This is a genomic window from Amycolatopsis sp. NPDC005003 (assembly GCF_053600695.1).
This window is the reverse complement of the sequence record NZ_JBSGAI010000011.1, coordinates 78,099-94,411: the sequence shown is the minus strand read 5'-3', so window position 1 is coordinate 94,411 and position 16,313 is coordinate 78,099. Positions and strand designations below refer to the sequence as shown.

15 protein-coding genes are annotated in these 16,313 nt (G+C 72.9%); 9 read left to right on the top strand and 6 right to left on the bottom strand.

Features of this window, described 5'->3' with window-relative positions:
• Positions 1–16: 16 nt before the first annotated feature.
• Together ACWED2_RS15330 and rocD are read right to left on the bottom strand one after the other, a co-directional pair.
• Positions 17–1,375, bottom strand: a complete 1,359-nt coding sequence (locus ACWED2_RS15330; protein ID WP_449691092.1) for a DUF2252 domain-containing protein — start codon at positions 1,373–1,375, stop codon at positions 17–19.
• An 82-nt stretch (positions 1,376–1,457) separates the two neighbouring features.
• Positions 1,458–2,690, bottom strand: a complete 1,233-nt coding sequence (gene rocD / locus ACWED2_RS15325; protein WP_449691091.1) for an ornithine--oxo-acid transaminase — start codon at positions 2,688–2,690, stop codon at positions 1,458–1,460.
• A gap of 144 nt (positions 2,691–2,834) precedes the next feature.
• Between rocD and ACWED2_RS15320 the strand changes: the two genes are divergently transcribed.
• The 5 genes from ACWED2_RS15320 to ACWED2_RS15300 all read left to right on the top strand — a co-directional run bounded on the left by ACWED2_RS15320 (position 2,835) and on the right by ACWED2_RS15300 (position 7,618).
• Positions 2,835–3,155, top strand: coding sequence for an ArsR/SmtB family transcription factor (locus ACWED2_RS15320; protein ID WP_449691090.1), 321 nt, complete (start codon positions 2,835–2,837; stop codon positions 3,153–3,155).
• The gene (locus ACWED2_RS15315; protein ID WP_449691089.1) at positions 3,152–3,619 is read left to right on the top strand and encodes an SRPBCC family protein; all 468 of its coding nucleotides are present in this window, start codon (positions 3,152–3,154) and stop codon (positions 3,617–3,619) included. Before ACWED2_RS15320 ends, ACWED2_RS15315 begins: the two co-directional genes overlap by 4 nt.
• A gap of 17 nt (positions 3,620–3,636) precedes the next feature.
• Complete coding sequence (locus ACWED2_RS15310; RefSeq protein ID WP_449691088.1) at positions 3,637–4,476, top strand: PPK2 family polyphosphate kinase; 840 nt, start codon at positions 3,637–3,639, stop codon at positions 4,474–4,476.
• Between the two features lie 20 nt (positions 4,477–4,496).
• A complete protein-coding gene (locus ACWED2_RS15305) occupies positions 4,497–6,596 on the top strand; it encodes a prolyl oligopeptidase family serine peptidase (RefSeq protein ID WP_449691087.1) in 2,100 nt (699 codons plus the stop codon).
• A 71-nt stretch (positions 6,597–6,667) separates the two neighbouring features.
• Entirely contained in the window at positions 6,668–7,618 is a 951-nt protein-coding gene (locus ACWED2_RS15300; protein WP_449691086.1) for an LLM class F420-dependent oxidoreductase, read from the top strand.
• Between the two features lie 3 nt (positions 7,619–7,621).
• Here ACWED2_RS15300 and crcB read toward each other — a convergent pair whose 3' ends face one another.
• From crcB to ACWED2_RS15285, 3 genes are read right to left on the bottom strand one after another with little or no spacing between them, the layout of a single operon-like run.
• Positions 7,622–7,996, bottom strand: coding sequence for a fluoride efflux transporter CrcB (crcB, locus tag ACWED2_RS15295; protein ID WP_449691085.1), 375 nt, complete (start codon positions 7,994–7,996; stop codon positions 7,622–7,624).
• Positions 7,993–8,325 carry a DUF190 domain-containing protein gene (locus ACWED2_RS15290; protein ID WP_449691084.1) on the bottom strand — a complete coding sequence of 111 codons (333 nt, stop codon included), beginning with the start codon at positions 8,323–8,325 and terminating at the stop codon, positions 7,993–7,995. The genes crcB and ACWED2_RS15290 overlap by 4 nt, the downstream gene beginning before the upstream one ends.
• Positions 8,325–8,726 (bottom strand): fluoride efflux transporter FluC, encoded by a 402-nt coding sequence (locus ACWED2_RS15285; RefSeq protein ID WP_449691083.1) that lies wholly within the window; start codon positions 8,724–8,726, stop codon positions 8,325–8,327. The genes ACWED2_RS15290 and ACWED2_RS15285 overlap by 1 nt, the downstream gene beginning before the upstream one ends.
• A gap of 139 nt (positions 8,727–8,865) precedes the next feature.
• On the opposite strand from ACWED2_RS15285, the gene ACWED2_RS15280 reads away from it, so the two are divergent.
• The 4 genes from ACWED2_RS15280 to ACWED2_RS15265 are packed head-to-tail and all read left to right on the top strand — an operon-like array spanning position 8,866 to position 14,871.
• The gene (locus ACWED2_RS15280; protein ID WP_449691082.1) at positions 8,866–10,566 is read left to right on the top strand and encodes a pyridoxal phosphate-dependent decarboxylase family protein; all 1,701 of its coding nucleotides are present in this window, start codon (positions 8,866–8,868) and stop codon (positions 10,564–10,566) included.
• Positions 10,563–11,840 (top strand): lysine N(6)-hydroxylase/L-ornithine N(5)-oxygenase family protein, encoded by a 1,278-nt coding sequence (locus ACWED2_RS15275; protein ID WP_449691081.1) that lies wholly within the window; start codon positions 10,563–10,565, stop codon positions 11,838–11,840. The genes ACWED2_RS15280 and ACWED2_RS15275 overlap by 4 nt, the downstream gene beginning before the upstream one ends.
• Positions 11,837–13,567, top strand: a complete 1,731-nt coding sequence (locus ACWED2_RS15270; protein WP_449691080.1) for an IucA/IucC family protein — start codon at positions 11,837–11,839, stop codon at positions 13,565–13,567. Before ACWED2_RS15275 ends, ACWED2_RS15270 begins: the two co-directional genes overlap by 4 nt.
• A complete protein-coding gene (locus tag ACWED2_RS15265) occupies positions 13,564–14,871 on the top strand; it encodes a glutamine synthetase (protein ID WP_449691195.1) in 1,308 nt (435 codons plus the stop codon). The genes ACWED2_RS15270 and ACWED2_RS15265 overlap by 4 nt, the downstream gene beginning before the upstream one ends.
• Position 14,872: 1 nt before the next feature.
• Here the strand turns inward: ACWED2_RS15265 and ACWED2_RS15260 are convergent, their stop codons facing one another.
• A complete protein-coding gene (locus tag ACWED2_RS15260) occupies positions 14,873–16,261 on the bottom strand; it encodes an FAD-binding oxidoreductase (RefSeq protein ID WP_449691079.1) in 1,389 nt (462 codons plus the stop codon).
• Positions 16,262–16,313: the final 52 nt, after the last annotated feature.

Genomic DNA, 16,313 nt, shown 5'->3' with positions numbered 1-16,313 from the left:
ACCGGCGATCTGTCCGTCAATTGCGGGAGAAGGCGGCATGATCGGCTTCCGTTCGGTCGGCATACCGCACGGCGTACGCCCCCATCGCCTCGTCGAGCTCCGAGTCTTCGGCGAAGTAGCCCGCCAGGAGCTTCGGGTGCAGCGACCGAGTGTGGGCGCGGGCGAGCAACGCCCCGGCCAGCCTGCCGTAGTCGTCGAGGTGGTCCTTCTCGAGTTCCGACGGGTCGATGTCGCCCTTGAGGTTGCGGAACTGCCGGACGATGAACGGGACGCCGTCGATCGTGGTCCAGCCGAGCAGGATGTCGGTTTCCGCCTGCACCAGCCGGGCGCCGTCGACGATGCGCTGCCCTTCGTGCGGGGCCGGCGGCAGGCCCAGGTACGGCGCCAGCGCCGGCCGCTGGGCCTGTTTCACCTGCAGGACCAGGTCTTCGTCGTCGTTGCCGTGCAGCAGGGCGACGTAGCTGCGCAGGCCCACGCTGCCCGTGCCGACCACCCGGAAGGCGACGTCGGCGAGCCGGTACCGCGCGATCAGCGTGCGCCGCGACTCGCGCAGGGTGTCCACATAGGACAGAAGGCCGGCGGCGACGGCTTCGGCGGTCTTCTCGTCGACGTGCGTCAGCACCGGCGGGTCCGCGACGAACCGGTGGCGGGCCAGGCCGGTCTCGTGGTCGTCGACGCGCTCGGTCCACCGCGCGGCCACCTTCGCGCTGTCGTTCTTGCGGGCCTTCTCGGCGGCGTCGGCGAAGTCGTCGATCAGCTCGTCGGCCCGCGCCTTCGACAGCACCGACGAGTCGGGCAGCGCGTTCCAGCTGCGCAGGAACGGCAGCTCGGCCAGCGCGCGGATGGTCCGGCGGTAGGACTTCACGGCGTCTTCGGCGGCTTCGCGGCAGCCGGACTCGCCGATGCCGCCTTCGCGGCCGGCGAGCACGAGGCTCGCCGCGAGCCGCTTGAGGTCCCATTCCCACGGGCCCGGCACGGTCTCGTCGAAGTCGTTGATGTCCATCACGATCTTGCCTTCGGGCGTGCCGTAGAGCCCGAAGTTCGCCGCGTGCGCGTCGCCGCAGAGCTGGGCGGTGAGCCCCGAGTCCGGCGTCCCGGCGAGGTCGGCGCCCATCAGCCCGGCCGCGCCGCGGAAGAAGGTGAACGGCGAGGCGAGCATGCGTTCCCGCCGCAGTTCGATCAGGTCCGGCAGCCGCCCGGCGTTGGTGGCGTCGAAGTACTGCTTCGCGCTCGGCCGGTCTCGCGCGGCGGCCTGGTGGTCGTGTGCCGCGGCCGGGGTCTTCTCCCGGAGCCGCTTCCCCCGTTCGTACAGCTCGGCCGGTGTCACGCTGTCGGTGCCGACCAGCGGCCGTTCGGCCCATTCCCCTGATCCCATACCGGGCACAACGTCCGAACCCGACGTTGTGCTCCCGGACGCCGCCGGGGCGGGAGGCTCACCCGGCGGCGTCCGGGTGGTTTCAGGGGCGGATCACCTCGGCGATCGCGTCGATGCCGCGGTCCAGCTCCTCGCGGGTGATCACCAGCGGCGGGGCGACCCGCAGGGTGCGCTCGTGCGTCTCCTTGCACAGCACGCCCCGCGCGATCAGCGCCTCCGAGGCCGCCCGGCCCGACGGGCCGCCCGGGGCGATGTCGATGCCCGCCCACAGGCCGCGGCCGCGGACCTCCGACAGGCCGTGGCCGACCAGCTCGTTCAGTCGCGAGTGCAGGTGCGCGCCCAGCTCGGTCGCCCGCTGCTGGAACTCGCCCGTGTTCAGCAGGCGCACGACCGCGCGCCCGACCGCGCAGGCCAGCGGGTTGCCGCCGAAGGTCGAGCCGTGCTCGCCCGGCTTCAGGACGCCCAGCACGTCGCGGCGGCCGGCCACCGCGGACACCGGCATGATGCCGCCGCCGAGGGCCTTGCCCAGCGTGTACATGTCGGCGCGGACGCCCTCGTGGTCCAGTGCCAGCACCGTGCCGGTGCGGGCCAGGCCCGACTGGATCTCGTCGGCGATCAGCAGCACGCCGTGTTCGTCGCAGGCCTGCCGGACGTCGGCGAAGTAGCCCTCCGGCGGCACGATCACGCCGGCCTCGCCCTGCACCGGCTCCAGCAGCACCGCGGCGGTGCGCGGGGTGATCGCGTCGCGCAGCGCGGCCGCGTCGCCGTACTTCACCGTGACGAACCCCGGCGTGAACGGGCCGAAGTCGGCGCGCGCGGTCTCGTCGGTCGAGAACGACACGATCGTGGTGGTCCGGCCGTGGAAGTTCGACCCGGCGACGATGATCTCCGCGGTGCCGTCCGGCACGCCCTTGACCCGGTGCGCCCACTTGCGGGCGATCTTGACCGCGGACTCGACGGCCTCGGCGCCGGAGTTCATCGGCAGCACCAGCTCGGTGCCGGTCAGCTCGGCCAGCTCGCGGCAGAACAGCCCCAGCTGGTCGTGGTGGAACGCCCTCGACGTCAGGGTGACGCGCCCGAGCTGCTCGACGGCGGCGGCGACCAGGTCCGGGTGGCGGTGGCCGAAGTTCAGCGCCGAGTAGCCGGAGAGGAAGTCGAGGTAGGACTTGCCCTCGACGTCGGTCACCGAAGCGCCTTCGGCTTCGGCGATCACGACGGGCAGCGGGTGGTAGTTGTGCGTGCTCCACCGCTCGTCGAGCTCGATGAAGCTCGCGGCGGTGGGGGCGGCGGTCTCCCGGCCGGCGAACGTCGTCATACGTTCAGGTTAGAGGCAGGACACGCAGAGTTCAGCCGGGAAACATTGCTTTCACCCGTTGTTCGTTGCGCAATATCGCGTTCACACCCCCGAAACAGTGCGTTCCGGTTGACGAGCTCCTTGGTAAGTCGTAACTTACCGTTCGTGGCGACTTACGGAAGCGACCAGCTGGCCGCCCTCGCCGACCCGTCGCGCCGCGCGATCTTCGAAGCGCTGCGGGCCGGGCCGCGCGCGGTCGGCGAGCTGGCCGCGGACCTGCCGATCAGCCGCCCGGCCGTGTCCCAGCACCTCAAGGTGCTCAAGGCGGCCGGCCTGGTCACCGACCGGGCCGCCGGCACCAAGCGGCTCTACCGGCTGGAACCGGCCGGGATCGCCGCCCTGCGCGCCTACCTCGACGGGATGTGGTCGGACGCGCTCAACGCCTTCGCCGAACTGGCGGAATCCACCGAAGAGGAGCAGTCATGACACTCGAGCCGATCCGCAGGAGCGTCACCGTCGCGTGTTCGCGCGAGCACGCCTTCAAGACCTACACAGAGGCCTTCGACAGCTGGTGGCCGCGGCAGCACCACATCGGCGCGGGCGACCTCGCCGAAGCCGTCCTCGAACCGAAGCCCGGCGGCCACTGGTACGAGCGGACCGTGGACGGCGCCGAGTGCCAGTGGGGTGAGGTGCTCGTCTGGGAGCCGCCGGCCCGGGTGGTGCTTTCCTGGCGCATCGACGGCGACTGGAAGATCAACCCCGACCCCGCCTACGCCAGCGAAATCGAGGTCAGATTCATCGAGGAGGGGCCGAGGTCGACCCGCGTCGAGCTGGAGCACCGGGACTTCGAGCGGCACGGCGAAACCGGTCCCAAGGTTCGCGAAGGCGTCTCGGGTGACGGCGGGCACGGCGCCCTGCTGAAGCTCTTCGCCGAGAAAGCCGCCGCCTGAGCGGTTAGCCTGCCGGGATGGCGAAGAAGGACGCAGGGAGCCGGGTCCGGGACGCGCTGCGCGTCGACGGCGCACTGCCGGACCCGGGCTCGGTCCCGGTGGGGCCGGGCAAGAAGGCGAAGGCCCTCGAGCGGCTCGGCAGCGCGGGCGAGCGGCTGTCCGCGCTGCAGGAGGCGCTCTACGCCGAGGGCGTCGGCGGCGGCACCCGCCGGGTGCTGCTCGTGCTGCAGGGCATGGACACCTCCGGCAAAGGCGGCACGGTCTCCCACGTGCTCGGCCTGGTGAACCCGATGGGGGTCCGGTATGCCGCGTTCAAGAAGCCGACCGCCGCCGAGCGGCGGCACCACTACCTCTGGCGGATCCGCAAGCAGCTGCCCGCACCCGGCCAGATCGGCGTCTTCGACCGCTCGCACTACGAGGACATCCTGGTCCCGCGGGTGAACGGCCTGCTCACCGCGGCCGAGCGGCGCCGCCGCTACGCCGAGATCACCGCGTTCGAGGCGGAGCTGGCCGAAGCGGGCACGACCGTGCTCAAGGTGTTCCTGCACATCTCGCCCGAAGAACAGCTCAAGCGGCTGAAGGCCCGGCTCGACACGCCCGAGAAGCGCTGGAAGTACAACCCGGGCGACCTGGAGGCCCGGTCGCACTGGCCGGCCTACGCGAAGGCCTACGCCGACATCTTCGCGAAGACGCCGACCTGGTACGCGGTGCCCGCCGACCACAAGTGGTACCGCAACTGGGCCGTCGCCGAACTGCTCATCGAAACCCTCACCGAGCTGAAGCCGCGCTTCCCGGCGCCGGACTACGACGTCGACGCCGAGCTGGCCAAGCTGAAGGGTGTTGGCGCCCCCTCGTGATCGTCTGGAAGAGTGCGGGCGTGACCGATGTCGACGACCTCCCGTTCCTCCGCAAACAGGCCCGGACCCAGCGCTTCACCCTCGGCGCGCCGAAGGAGTTCCGGGTCGCCCCGGACGCCTCCCGCGTGCTGTTCCTGCGCGCGGAGTCGGGCAGCGACCCCCGGCACAGCCTCTGGTCGGCCGACCTGGCGACCGGCGCCGAGACCAAGCTCGTCGACGCCGCCGAGCTGCTGCCCGGCGAAGAGGAGCTGCCCGCCGAAGAGCGCGCGCGGCGCGAACGGGCCCGCGAGAGCGGCGGCGGTGTCGTGCACTACGGCGTCGACGCGGCCTTCACCGTCGCGGTGTTCTCCCTTTCGGGCAAGCTCTACACCCTGGACCTCGCTTCGGGCGAGGTGGCGCTGCGGGTCGACGGCGCGGTCGTCGACCCGCGGCCGAACCCCACCGGCACGCACGTCGCCTACGTCCAGAACCGGCGGCTGCACGTGCTGGAGCTGGCCACCGGCGACGACCGCGTGCTGGTCGAGGAGGACGGCGAGGACATCGCCTGGGGCCTCGCCGAGTTCATCGCCGCCGAGGAGATGGACCGCACCCGCGGCTACTGGTGGGCCCCCGACGGCCGCAGCGTCCTGGCCGAGCGCTCCGACCGCGGCCCGGTCCCGCACTGGACCATCGCCGACCCGGTCAACCCGCAGAACCCAGCGAACGTCGTCGCCTACCCGGCCGCGGGCACCACGAACGCCCTCGTTTCCCTGTCGGTGCTCGGCCTGGACGGTTCCCGCGTCGATGTGGCGCAGGGCGACTGGGAGTACCTGGCGTCGGTGCACTGGTCGGCAGGCGGCGCGCCGCTGCTCGCCGTGCAGCCGCGCGACCAGAAGCGGATGGACGTCCTCGCGGTGGACGTCGCCGACGGCTCGACGTCGGTGGTGCACAGCGCCTCCGACCAGCACTGGATCGACATCGTCGGCGGTGTCCCGGCGTGGACGCCCGACGGCCGCCTGGTCGTCGAGGGCATGGTCGACGGCGATCACCGGCTCTTCGTCGGCGGTGAGGCCGTCACTCCGGCCGGGCTGCAGCTGCGGGCCGTGCTCGACGTCGGCGACGAGATCCTGTTCAGCGCGTCCGAGGCCGACCCGACCCAGATCCACGTCTTCCGGACCGAGGGCTCGTCGGTCCGGCGCTTGTCCACTGTGGACGGCGTGCACATCGGTGCCGGGTCCGCCGAGGTCACCGTGCTGTCGTCGTGGAGCCTGGAGCACAGCGGCCCGCGCGTCTCGGTGCTGCGGGACGGCTCGCCGGTCGCGACGATCGAGTCGTCCACTGTGGACCCGGACATCGTGCCGAACCTGACCTGGCTGACGCTGGGTGAGCGGAACCTGCGCGCCGCGCTGCTGCTGCCCCGGGGGTACGAGCCGAGCGAGGGCAGGCTGCCGGTGCTGCTCGACCCGTACGGCGGCCCGCACGCCCAGCGCGTCCTGCAGAGCCGCAACAGTTTCCTGACGTCGCAGTGGCTCGCCGACCAGGGCTTCGCGGTGCTGGTGGCGGACGGCCGCGGCACGCCGGGCCGCGGCGCGGTGTGGGAGCGGGAGATCCACGGGCGCCTCGCCGACGTCACCCTGCAGGACCAGGTGGACGCGCTGCAGGCGGCGGCCGCGTCGTACCCGGAGCTGGATCTGGAGCGGGTGGCGATCCGGGGCTGGTCCTACGGCGGCTACCTCTCGGCGCTGGCCGTGCTGCGGCGCCCGGACGTCTTCCACGCGGCGGTCGCGGGCGCGCCGGTCACCGACTGGTCGCTGTACGACACCCACTACACCGAGCGGTACCTGGGCAAGCCCCAGGACGAACCGGAGAGCTACGCGCACAACTCGCTGATCGAGAGCGCGGGCGAGCTGAGCCGCGCGCTGCTGATCGTGCACGGGCTGGCCGACGACAACGTGTTCGTCGCCCACGCGCTGCGGCTGTCGTCGGCGCTGCTGGCGAAGGGGCGGCCGCACGTGTTCCTGCCGCTGGCGGGCGCGACCCACATGACGCCGCAGGCCGAAGAGGTCGCGGAGAACCTGATGCGCACGCAGGTGGACTGGCTGCTGCGTGAACTGTCCAGTGTCGAGAAGGAGACCGCGTGAGTGAGCCTGCGAGCGAACCATTGGACACTGCGTCTTCGGCTCAGGCCGGGCCGAGCGTCAGCGAGGCGCGCATGAGTCGCTGGGGCCTCACGATCCCGCTGACCGGAGTGCCGCTGACGGCGCACCGCGAACTGGTGGAACAGCTGCCGGACCTGGGCTACACCGACGCGTGGACGGCCGAGACGGCGGGCACGGACGCGTTCACGCCGCTGGTCCTGGCCTCGCAGTGGGCGCCGCAGCTGCGGCTGGGCACGGCGATCGTCCCGGTGTACACGCGTGGCCCGGGCCTGCTGGCGATGCAGGCGGCGACGGTGGCGGAGCTGGCCCCCGGCCGGTTCGTCCTCGGCATCGGCGCGTCGTCCCCGGTGATCGTCTCGGCCTGGAACGCGGCTTCCTTCGACGAGCCCTTCGCGCGTTCGCGGGACACGTTGCGCTTCCTGCGGTCGGCGTTGGCGGGGGAGAAGGTCAGCGAGAAGTACGAGACGTTCGCGGTGTCGAAGTTCCGCCTGGAGCGCCCGGCCGACCCGCCGCCGTCGATCATGCTGGCGGCTCTCCGCCCGGGCATGCTCCGCCTCGCCGCGCGTGAGGCGGACGGCGCGATCACGAACTGGCTGGCGGCTTCGGACGTCCCGAAGGTGCGTGCGGTGGTGGGGCCGGACGTCGAGCTGGCGGCCCGGATCTTCGTCTGCCCGACGGAGGACGCCGACGCGGCGCGTGGCCTGGGGCGGATGCTGATTTCGAGCTACCTGACGGTGCCGGTGTACGCGGCGTTCCACGAGTGGCTGGGCCGCGGGGAAGCGCTGGCGCCGATGCACGAGGCCTGGGCGGCGGGGGACCGGCAGAAGGCCAACCAGGTGATCCCGGATTCGGTCGTGGACGAGCTGGTGATCCACGGCAGCGTCGAGTCGTGCCGGGAGCAGGTGCAGGCCTATGTGGACAACGGCCTGACGACGCCGATCATCGCTCTGCTGCCGACCGGGGAAGACCCGTTCGAGCAGGTGCGCGGCCTGGCACCGCGCTGACGCTCACGTGAAGGTGACGGTGGCCAGCGCAAGCCCGAGCGCGCCGGACGCCAGGCCCGCGGCCACCGTCACCAGCACGTTGACCACCGCGTACAGCCGGGTCTTCTCCAGGAACAGCCGGACCGTCTCGTAGCCGAACGTCGAGAACGTCGTCAGGCCGCCGCAGAAGCCCACCGCCACCAACGCGCGGACCGACGACGGCTCCGCGCCGTGCAGGAGCCAGCCGCTCAGGAAGCCGAGGACGAACGAGCCCGCGATGTTCACCGTCAGCGTCCCGAACGGGAACGGCGAATCGCGCCACTGCTGCACCTTCCGGTCGGTCAGGTAGCGCAGGATCGAGCCCGCCGCCCCGCCGAGGGCCACCAGGACGAGAGTCACTCCGTCCGCCCCACGTGACGGACCACCTCGACCTGGTCGAGCGTCACCAGCCCTTCGCCGATCAGCTCGTCCAGCTGGGGCAGGAACGCCCGGAGCTTCGCCTCTTCGTCGACGATCACGATCACCACGGGCAGGTCCTCGGACAGGGACAGGATCCGCGTGGTGTGGATGAGCGACGACGCGCCGTAGCCCTCGACGCCGCGAAGCACCGAAGCGCCGGCGAGGCCCGCATCGCGCGCCCGGCGGACGATCTCGTGGTAGAGCGGCTTGTGGTGCCAGTGGTCGTCTTCGCCGAGGTAGATCGTCAGGCGGGTGGCCGGTCCTTCCATCAGCGTCCCTTTCGCACCGCGCGGGTCGCGGCCAGACCGGCGGCGACGGCGGCCAGGCACAGCACCACCGAAGCGGCCACGTACGCCAAGGATCCCACGAGACGGCCGGTCGTCGCCGCGTCGAGGGTGTCGGTCACGAACGTGGAGAACGTCGTGAAGCCGCCGAGGATCCCGACGCCGAGGAACGGGCGGAGGAGGTGGTGCGGGCGGGCGGTGGTCGTCAGTACCGCCATCAGGACGCCGATGAGCAGGCAGCCGAGCACGTTGGTGAGCAGCGTGGCGACGGCGAACTCGCCGCGCGCGTGCGGGAGCGCCACCGACAGGCCGTAGCGGGCCAGGCTGCCGAGCGCGCCGCCGGCGCCGATCGCGGCCAGGACGTCCCACCGGGGCACGCTGATCACCTCCTCGCGGTGAACCTACTCCCGATGGCCGACGCGTCGCCGCCACCCGGTCGAGCATGCTGGACGGGGATGACAGGCGGTCGCCGGTCGCCGTACTGTTGCTCAGCGTAGGCAAGGCAACCCTAAGGAAGGCGGGCACATGCGGGCAGACGGGCTGGCCGGGGGCGACGGCGGCGCGGACCGGCTCGGCGAGCTGATCCCGGTGGCCCTGCGCGCAATGGCGGCCGGCGTGGCCGAGCGCGGCGGCCCGATCCCGGCGGGCGGCCCGGCCGCGGTGGCGGCGGCCCTGGTGGCGGAGCGTGGCCAGGCGGCGGGGGACAGCGGGCCGGCCGACGCGGCTGCCGCCGGGCCGGAGTCGGCGCCCGTGGCCGGGCCGAGCTTGGCGGGCGAGTTGCGGCCGGTCGCCTCCGACGCGGCGCTCGCCGAGTTGGGGCGCGTGGAGTTCGTGCCCGCAGGCGGGCCGATCCCGGCTCCCGAGCACGCCGAGTTGCGGCGGGTGGCCGACGCAACTCCCGCCGAGCCGGACTTCCCTGCCGCCGCCGGGCCGCACGGCACTGCCCCAGCGCCTGCCCGGGCCGGGGTCCTGCCCCGCCGGGGCGTCGGGGCCGAAGCCGCGCTCGAACAGCTCAGCCGGCTGCTCGCCGCCGGGTCCGCGGATCCCGCCGATCCCGCCTGCGCCGCCCACCTCCACTGCCCGCCCCTGGCCGTGTCCGTTGCCGCCGATGTCGTCGCCGGTGCCCTCAACCCCTCCATGGACTCCTGGGACCAAGCCCCCGTCGCCGGCGAACTCGAGCGCGAATTCACCACCGGCATCGCCCGGCTCTGCTACCCCCAGGCCGGAAACCCCGACGCCGTCGTGACCACCGGGGGCACCGAATCGAACCTCCTCGGGCTGCTCCTCGCCCGTGAAAACGGCGTCGTCCAGCCGGTCTGCGGGGCCAACGCCCACCACAGCGTCGCCCGCGCCGCCTGGCTGCTCGGCCTGCCCGCCCCGATCGTCGTCCAGTGCGAAGGCGACCGGCTGCTCCCCGAGGCGCTCGCCGAGGTCCTCACCCCCGGCTGCGTCGTCGTCGCCACTGCCGGCACCACCAACACCGGCACCCTCGACCCGCTGCCGGAAATCACCGAAATCTGCCGGCGGCACAACGCCCGGCTGCACGTCGACGCGGCCTACGGCGGCATGGCCCTCTGCAGCGACACGCTCAAACCCAAGCTCGTCGGACTGGACCGAGCCGACTCCGTCGCGCTCGACCTGCACAAGTTCGGCTGGCAGCCGGTCGCCGCCGGGCTCTTCGCCGCCCGCGAAGCCGCCGATCTCGGCGCGCTCACCGTCCGCGCCGAATACCTCAACGCCGACGACGACACCGAAGCCGGCCTGCCGGACCTGCTCGGCCGCTCGATCCGGACGTCACGGCGGCCGGACGCCTTCCGGATGGCCGTCACCGTGCACGCGCTCGGCACCGACGGCCTCGGCGCGCTCGTCGAACGCTGCTGCGCCACCGCCGCCGAGGTCGCCCGCAGCGTCGAGGCCCACCCCGGCCTGCGGCTCTGGGGCCCACCCGAACTGTCCACAGTGGTCCTGCGGCCGGTCGTCGCCGACGAGGCGGGCGGCGACGAGCTCGTCGCGCGCGTCCGCCGGGCCCTGCTCGAAGCGGGCACCGCGGTCATCGGCCGGGCCGCGCTGCCGACCGGGCCCGGCGGCGCGCACCAGCTGTGGCTCAAGCTGACGCTGCTGCACCCGCACACCACCGCCGCCGACTACCGCCCGCTGCTCGACCGGATCGCCGCCACGGCGGGCGCCGAGCTCGTGGCCGGCCGGGAAAGCCCGGTCGCTTCGTGAGGCGCCACCACCTCGCGGGTGTCGGGATCGGGCCGTTCAACCTTTCGCTCGCGGCGCTGGCCGCCGGGGTCGACGGCCTCGACGCCGTCTTCTTCGACACGCGCCCGGAGTTCCGCTGGCACCCCGGCCTGCTCGTCGAGGGCGCGACGCTGCAGGTGCCGTTCCTGGCCGACCTCGTCACGCTGGTCGACCCGACGAACCCGTTCTCCTTCCTCAACTACCTGCGCGACCGCGGCCGCCTGCTGCCGTTCTACTTCGCCGAGCGGTTCCACCTGCCGCGCGAGGAGTACGACGACTACGGGCGCTGGGCCGCCGCGCGGCTGCCGTCGTGCCGCTTCGGGCACGAGGTGACCGGGCTGCGCTGGGCCGGCGACGCCTTCGAGCTCACGATCGACGGCGCCGAACCCGTCCTCGCGGACAACGTCGTGCTCGGCGTCGGCTCGGTGCCGTCGGTGCCGGAGCCGCTGCGCGAGCTCGTCGCCGATCCCGGTGTGCCGGCCCTGCACTCGGCCGACTACCTCACGCACCGGGACGCGCTCCTCGCCGCCGGCAGCGTCACGGTCGTCGGCTCGGGGCAGTCGGGCGCCGAAGTCGTGCTCGACCTCCTGCGCGGCCGGTCCGCCGTGGACGGCCTGCGCTGGCTCGCCCGGACGCCCGCGTTCGCGCCGATGGAGTACTCGAAACTCGGGCTGGAGCAGTTCACGCCGGACTACACCGCGTACTTCCACGGCCTGCCCGAAGCCGTCCGCGACCGGCTGCTGCCCGCGCAGTGGCAGCTCTACAAGGGCATCGACACCGAAACGATCGGCGCGATCCACGACGAGCTCTACCGCCGCAGCATCACCGGCCCGCCCGGTGCGGTGCTGATCCCCGGCGTGGAAGTCGTCTCGGCGTCCACAGTGGACGGCGAGATCGAGCTCGGCGTCCGGCACGCGCAGCAGGGCCGCGAGGCCACCCTGCGCACCGCCGCCCTCGTCGCGGCCACCGGGTACGCGGAGGCGCCGACCGGGCCGCTGCTGGCCGGGCTCGGCGGCGCCGTCCGCCGCGACCGGCAGGGCCGCCTCGACGTCGGCGCGGACTACCGCGTCGCGCTCGACGTGCCCGGCTCGTTGTTCGTGCAGAACGCCGAACGGCACACCCACGGGCCCGGCGCCCCCGACCTCGGGCTCGGCGCGTGGCGGGCGGCCGTGATCCTCAACGCCGTGTGCGGCAGGACCGTGCACGAGCTGCCCGACCGCACCGCGTTCACCACGTTCGGCCTGGAGGACCTGTGACCCTGGACGAGGCGGCCGCCTGGCGCGAGGCCGGCGCCCTGATCACGCACAAGATGCTCGGCGAACTGTCCTACGAGCACATGCTGGAGCCGGCCGGCGACGGCGACGCCCACCGGCTGGAGCTGCCCGGCGCGGTCTACACGTTCCGCGCCCGGCGCGGCGCCTTCGACGCGCTCACGGTCGAAGCGGGCAGCGCGCGCCGGTCCGGCGAACCGGTCACCGACCCGCGCACCCTCGTCGTGGACGCCCGCGAAGTCCTGGGCCTGAGCGGGCTGCGGCTGGCCGATGTGCTCGCCGAGCTGACCTCGACCGTCGCCAACGAAGCCGCCCGCCTGCGCCGCGCGCCGACCGCGACCGAACTGTCCACGATGGACTACAACCTCGCGGACGGGCACCTGACCGGGCACCCGCGGCTCGTGCTCAACAAGGGCCGCGTCGGGTTCTCCGCGCGCGACCGGGCCCGGTACGCGCCCGAAGCGGGCGCGGACGTCCGGCTGCGCTGGTTCGCCGTCCACCCCGAGCACGCCGAATTCCGCTGCGTCGAGGAGCTCAGCCGGGACGCGCTGCTGGCCGCCGAACTCGGCGACCAGCGCGGCGAGTTCGCCGCGAAAGCACCCGAGGACTACGTCTGGGTGCCCGTGCACCCGTGGCAGGCCGACGAAATCCTCGGCACGCTCTACGCCGCCGAACTCGCCACCGGCGTCGTGATCGACCTGGGGGAGAGCACCGACGCCTACCGGCCGCACCAGACCGTCCGGACCCTGGCGAACGTGAGCACGCCCGGCCGCCACGACGTCAAGACCGCCGTTTCGGTGCGCAACACGCTCGTCTACCGCGGGCTCAACTCCGCGGCGACGCTCGCCGGGCCGTCGGTGACGTCGTGGCTGCGGCAGGTCGGCGCCGCCGATCCGGTGCTGCGCGAGGAGTACCGGTTCGGCCTGCTCGGCGAGGTCGCGAGCGTGTCGGTGAAGCACCCGTTGTTCGGGCACTTGGACGAGCTGCCGTACCGGTTCCACGAAACCCTCGGCGCCCTGTGGCGCGAGCCCATCCGGCTCGCCGAGGGGGAGCGCGCGATTTCGTTCGCCGCCCTGCCGTACCGGGGTCCCGACGGCGGCTCGGTGCTGGCCCACCTGATCGGCGGCCACGACCCGGAAACGTGGCTGGCCCGGCTTTTCGACCTGCTGCTCACGCCGTTGCTGCAGTGGCTGCTGCGGCACGGCGTCGGGTTCTGCCCGCACGGCCAGAACCTGATCCTCGTCGTCGACGGCGCCGGGCTCCCGCGGCGGGTGCTGATCAAGGACTTCGCCCAGGGCGTCGACCTGCTCGACGAGCAGGTCGAAAGCTACGCGAGCCTCCCGCCCGAAGCCGCGGCGGACATGCTCCGCTGGCCGGCGCACCTGCTGGCCCAGTCGCTGTTCAGCTCGGTGTTCTCCGGCCAGTTCCGGTTCTGGGCCGAGGTGCTGCTCGACGAGGTGGGCCTGCCCCGCGCCCGGTTCTGGAGCCTCGTGCGTGCCGTCGTCGGCCGCTACCGCGACGAGAACCCGGACCTGGCCGCGCGCTTCGACGCGTGCCGCCTGTTCGCCCCGGACGTCGAGCGCGTGACGCTCAACCGGGAGCACTTCGCCGGGCAGGGCTTCGACAAGGTGGAGCGCGACGACGAGTTCGACGTCCGCTGGGGCCGGGTGCCGAACCCGCTGCACGCCCCGGATCCGGGCGGCGCGTGGTGACGGCGTTCGCGCGACCGGCCGGCCCGCGGTCCCTCTCGGCCCGGCGCGCGGCGGCCACGGCGGGCGAGGCGGTGCTGCGCGGCGTGCTCGCCGAGGACGGTGCCCGGCTGCTCCTGCTGGTCCCCGACCCGCACGCCCGGTTCGCCGCGGTCGAGCTCGCCGCGCCGTTCGCCGCTTCGGTGCTCGAAGACGGCTACGGCGTCTGCAGCTACGTCTTCGCGTGGACGCCGTCGCGGGATCCGCTGCCGGCGTCCGGTGTGCTGGGCGGGTACCTCGAAGGGTTCGGCGATCTGCGGGTGCGGCCGGACGCGGCTTCGGCCATCCCGCTGGGGGAGCGCACCTGGGCGGTGGTCGGCGACGCCGAATGGCCGTCCGGGGTCGCCGCGGAGCTGGCGCCGCGGGAGGTGCTGCGGAGTCAGCTCGTGGCGTTGGAGGGGCTGGGGCTGGTGCCTTCGGTGGGGATCGAGCACGAGGTCGTGTTCCGGGATTCCGCCGGGGTGCCGCTCACCGCGCACGGCGTCGACTACGCGCTCGGTGGTACCGAACGGCTGGCGCCGTTGCTGGGGGAGCTGCGGAGGGAGCTGGCCGACGCCGGGCTCGGCGTCGAATCGGCTCGGGCCGAGTGCCACCCCGGGCAGTACGAGATCGTCCTGCGGCACCGGGACGCGCTCGCCGCTTGTGACGATGTGCTCCTGCAGCAGCTCGTGGTGCGCCGGGCTTGTGCGCGTCACGGGGTCACTGCCGACTACCTCGCGGCTCCCGAGCCGGGGCAGGGGAACTCCGGGCACGTTCACCTGTCCCTGTCTGCTTTGGACGGTTCGGAACCGGATCTGCTCGGTGGGTTCCTGGCCGGTGTGCTCCGGGATGCCCGGGCGTTGACGGCGGTTTGGGCGCCGACGTGGAACTCCTACGTCCGGCTGCGGACCGCGCCGTTCTCGCCCCGGGAGGTTCGCTGGGGCCACGACGATCGGACTGCCTCCGTGCGGGTGGCCGGGCCGTCGTCGAGTCCCCGGCTGGAGTTCCGGTTCGCCGGGGCCGATGCTCAGCCGCACCTCGTGGTCGCCGCGCTGCTGGCGGCGGGGCGGTTCGGCCTGGAGGAGGGCTTGGTGCCACCCGAACCGGGGGTCGCGGCCGGCGCGCTGGCGAGGTCGCCGTGGGAGGCGTTGCCGCTGCTGGACCGGGTGGGCGAGCTGCTGGGCGCCGACGTCGCCGCACAGCTGGCGGCGCTGCTCACCGAGGAGATCGAGTCCGGGCTGGACACGGTCACCGACTGGCAGCGCCGCCGCGGTGCGCTCCGCTCGTGAACTACGCCGGGTGGATGTTCTGGTTGACGTGGAACACGTTCTTCGGGTCGTACTTCCGCTTCACCGCCGCCAGGCGCTCGTAGTTGCCCTGGTAGGACGCCCGGACCCGGTCCTGGCCCTCCTCCATCATGAAGTTGACGTACGCCCCTCCCGCCGATGTCGGGTGCAGTTCCTCCCAGTAGTTCTTGGTCCACCGGGAAATCTTCTCGGCGTTCTCCGGTGCCGGGTCCACTCCCACGATCACGCCCGACCAGCCGCCCGCGCGGTGGGGGAACGCCGTGGCGTCCGCGGCCACCCGGCTCGCCGCGCCGTCGATCGGGTACAGGTGCATCGACGAGTGCATGGTCGGCAATCCCTCGCCGTGCTTGAGGTGGATGTCGATCGCCTCGTCGGAGATCTCGTGGAACACGTCCGCTCGCCAGTACCACTGGAGGCCCGCCGGGTACAGCGCGTCGAACGCTCCCTGCAGTGCCGTGTACGGCATGTCGTGCAGGCCGACCAGCAGCGGTGTCCCGAACGACCGGACCGGGGCCAGCACCTCGTCCGCCTTGTCGTGCGATCCCGTGTAGCACCAGACGATTCCGCAGGCCTTGCGGCCCCACAGCTGCTCCGGGAACGGCGGGGCCGGCGGCACCGTCAGCAGGCCGAACCAGCCGTTCAGCTCCTCGGGCAGCGACGGCAGCAGCTCGCGGTACCAGCGCAGCACCTCCGGGGTGTCGGCCAGGTCGTACAGCACCGGGCCGCCGATGACCACGCCGTGCTCGCCGATGTCGTGGCAGCGGAACGTGAACGAGGTGACGACACCGAAATTGCCGCCGCCGCCGCGCAGGGCCCAGAACAGGTCGGGGTGCTCGGACGCCGAAGCGTGCACGAACGAGCCGTCGGCGAGGACGACGTCCGCTCCGAGCAGGTTGTCGACCGTCAGTCCGAAGCGGCGGGCCAGGTAGCCGATGCCGCCGCCCAGGGTCAGGCCCGCCACTCCGGTCGACGCGACGATGCCCGACGGCGTGGCCATCCCGAACGCGACCGTGGCGTGGTCGACGTCGCCCCAGGTGCAGCCGGCGTCGGCGCGGACCGTGTGGTGGACCGGGTCCACCGTGGTGCTGCGCAGCCGGGACAGGTCGATGACGAGCGCGCCGTCGGCGACACCGAGGCCGCCCGCGTTGTGGCCGCCGCCGCGCACCGCGATGTCCAGGCCCTGGGCGCGGCCGTAGCGGACACAGGTGACGACGTCGGCGGCGTCGCGGCAGTAGGCGATCGCGGCCGGCCGCTTGTCGATCATGGCGTTGTAGACGGCGCGGGCCTCGTCGTAGCCGGGGTCGGCGGGGGTGACGAGGTCGCCGCGCAGCGTGGCGGCCAGTTCCTCGTGCGGCAGAGCGGTGGTGGTCATGAGTGGCCCCTCTCGGATTTCCGGTACCGGAGGGAACGTAGGCAGCCGGCGT

What these genes read in the sequence shown, in the direction of transcription:
- ACWED2_RS15330 (WP_449691092.1), bottom strand. Translation starts at nt 1,375, where the DNA reads ATGGGATCAGGGGAATGGGCCGAACGGCCGCTGGTCGGCACCGACAGC.
- rocD (WP_449691091.1), bottom strand. Translation starts at nt 2,690, where the DNA reads ATGACGACGTTCGCCGGCCGGGAGACCGCCGCCCCCACCGCCGCGAGC.
- ACWED2_RS15315 (WP_449691089.1), top strand. Translation starts at nt 3,152, where the DNA reads ATGACACTCGAGCCGATCCGCAGGAGCGTCACCGTCGCGTGTTCGCGC.
- ACWED2_RS15310 (WP_449691088.1), top strand. Translation starts at nt 3,637, where the DNA reads ATGGCGAAGAAGGACGCAGGGAGCCGGGTCCGGGACGCGCTGCGCGTC.
- ACWED2_RS15300 (WP_449691086.1), top strand. Translation starts at nt 6,668, where the DNA reads ATGAGTCGCTGGGGCCTCACGATCCCGCTGACCGGAGTGCCGCTGACG.
- ACWED2_RS15290 (WP_449691084.1), bottom strand. Translation starts at nt 8,325, where the DNA reads ATGGAAGGACCGGCCACCCGCCTGACGATCTACCTCGGCGAAGACGAC.
- ACWED2_RS15280 (WP_449691082.1), top strand. Translation starts at nt 8,866, where the DNA reads ATGCGGGCAGACGGGCTGGCCGGGGGCGACGGCGGCGCGGACCGGCTC.
- ACWED2_RS15260 (WP_449691079.1), bottom strand. Translation starts at nt 16,261, where the DNA reads ATGACCACCACCGCTCTGCCGCACGAGGAACTGGCCGCCACGCTGCGC.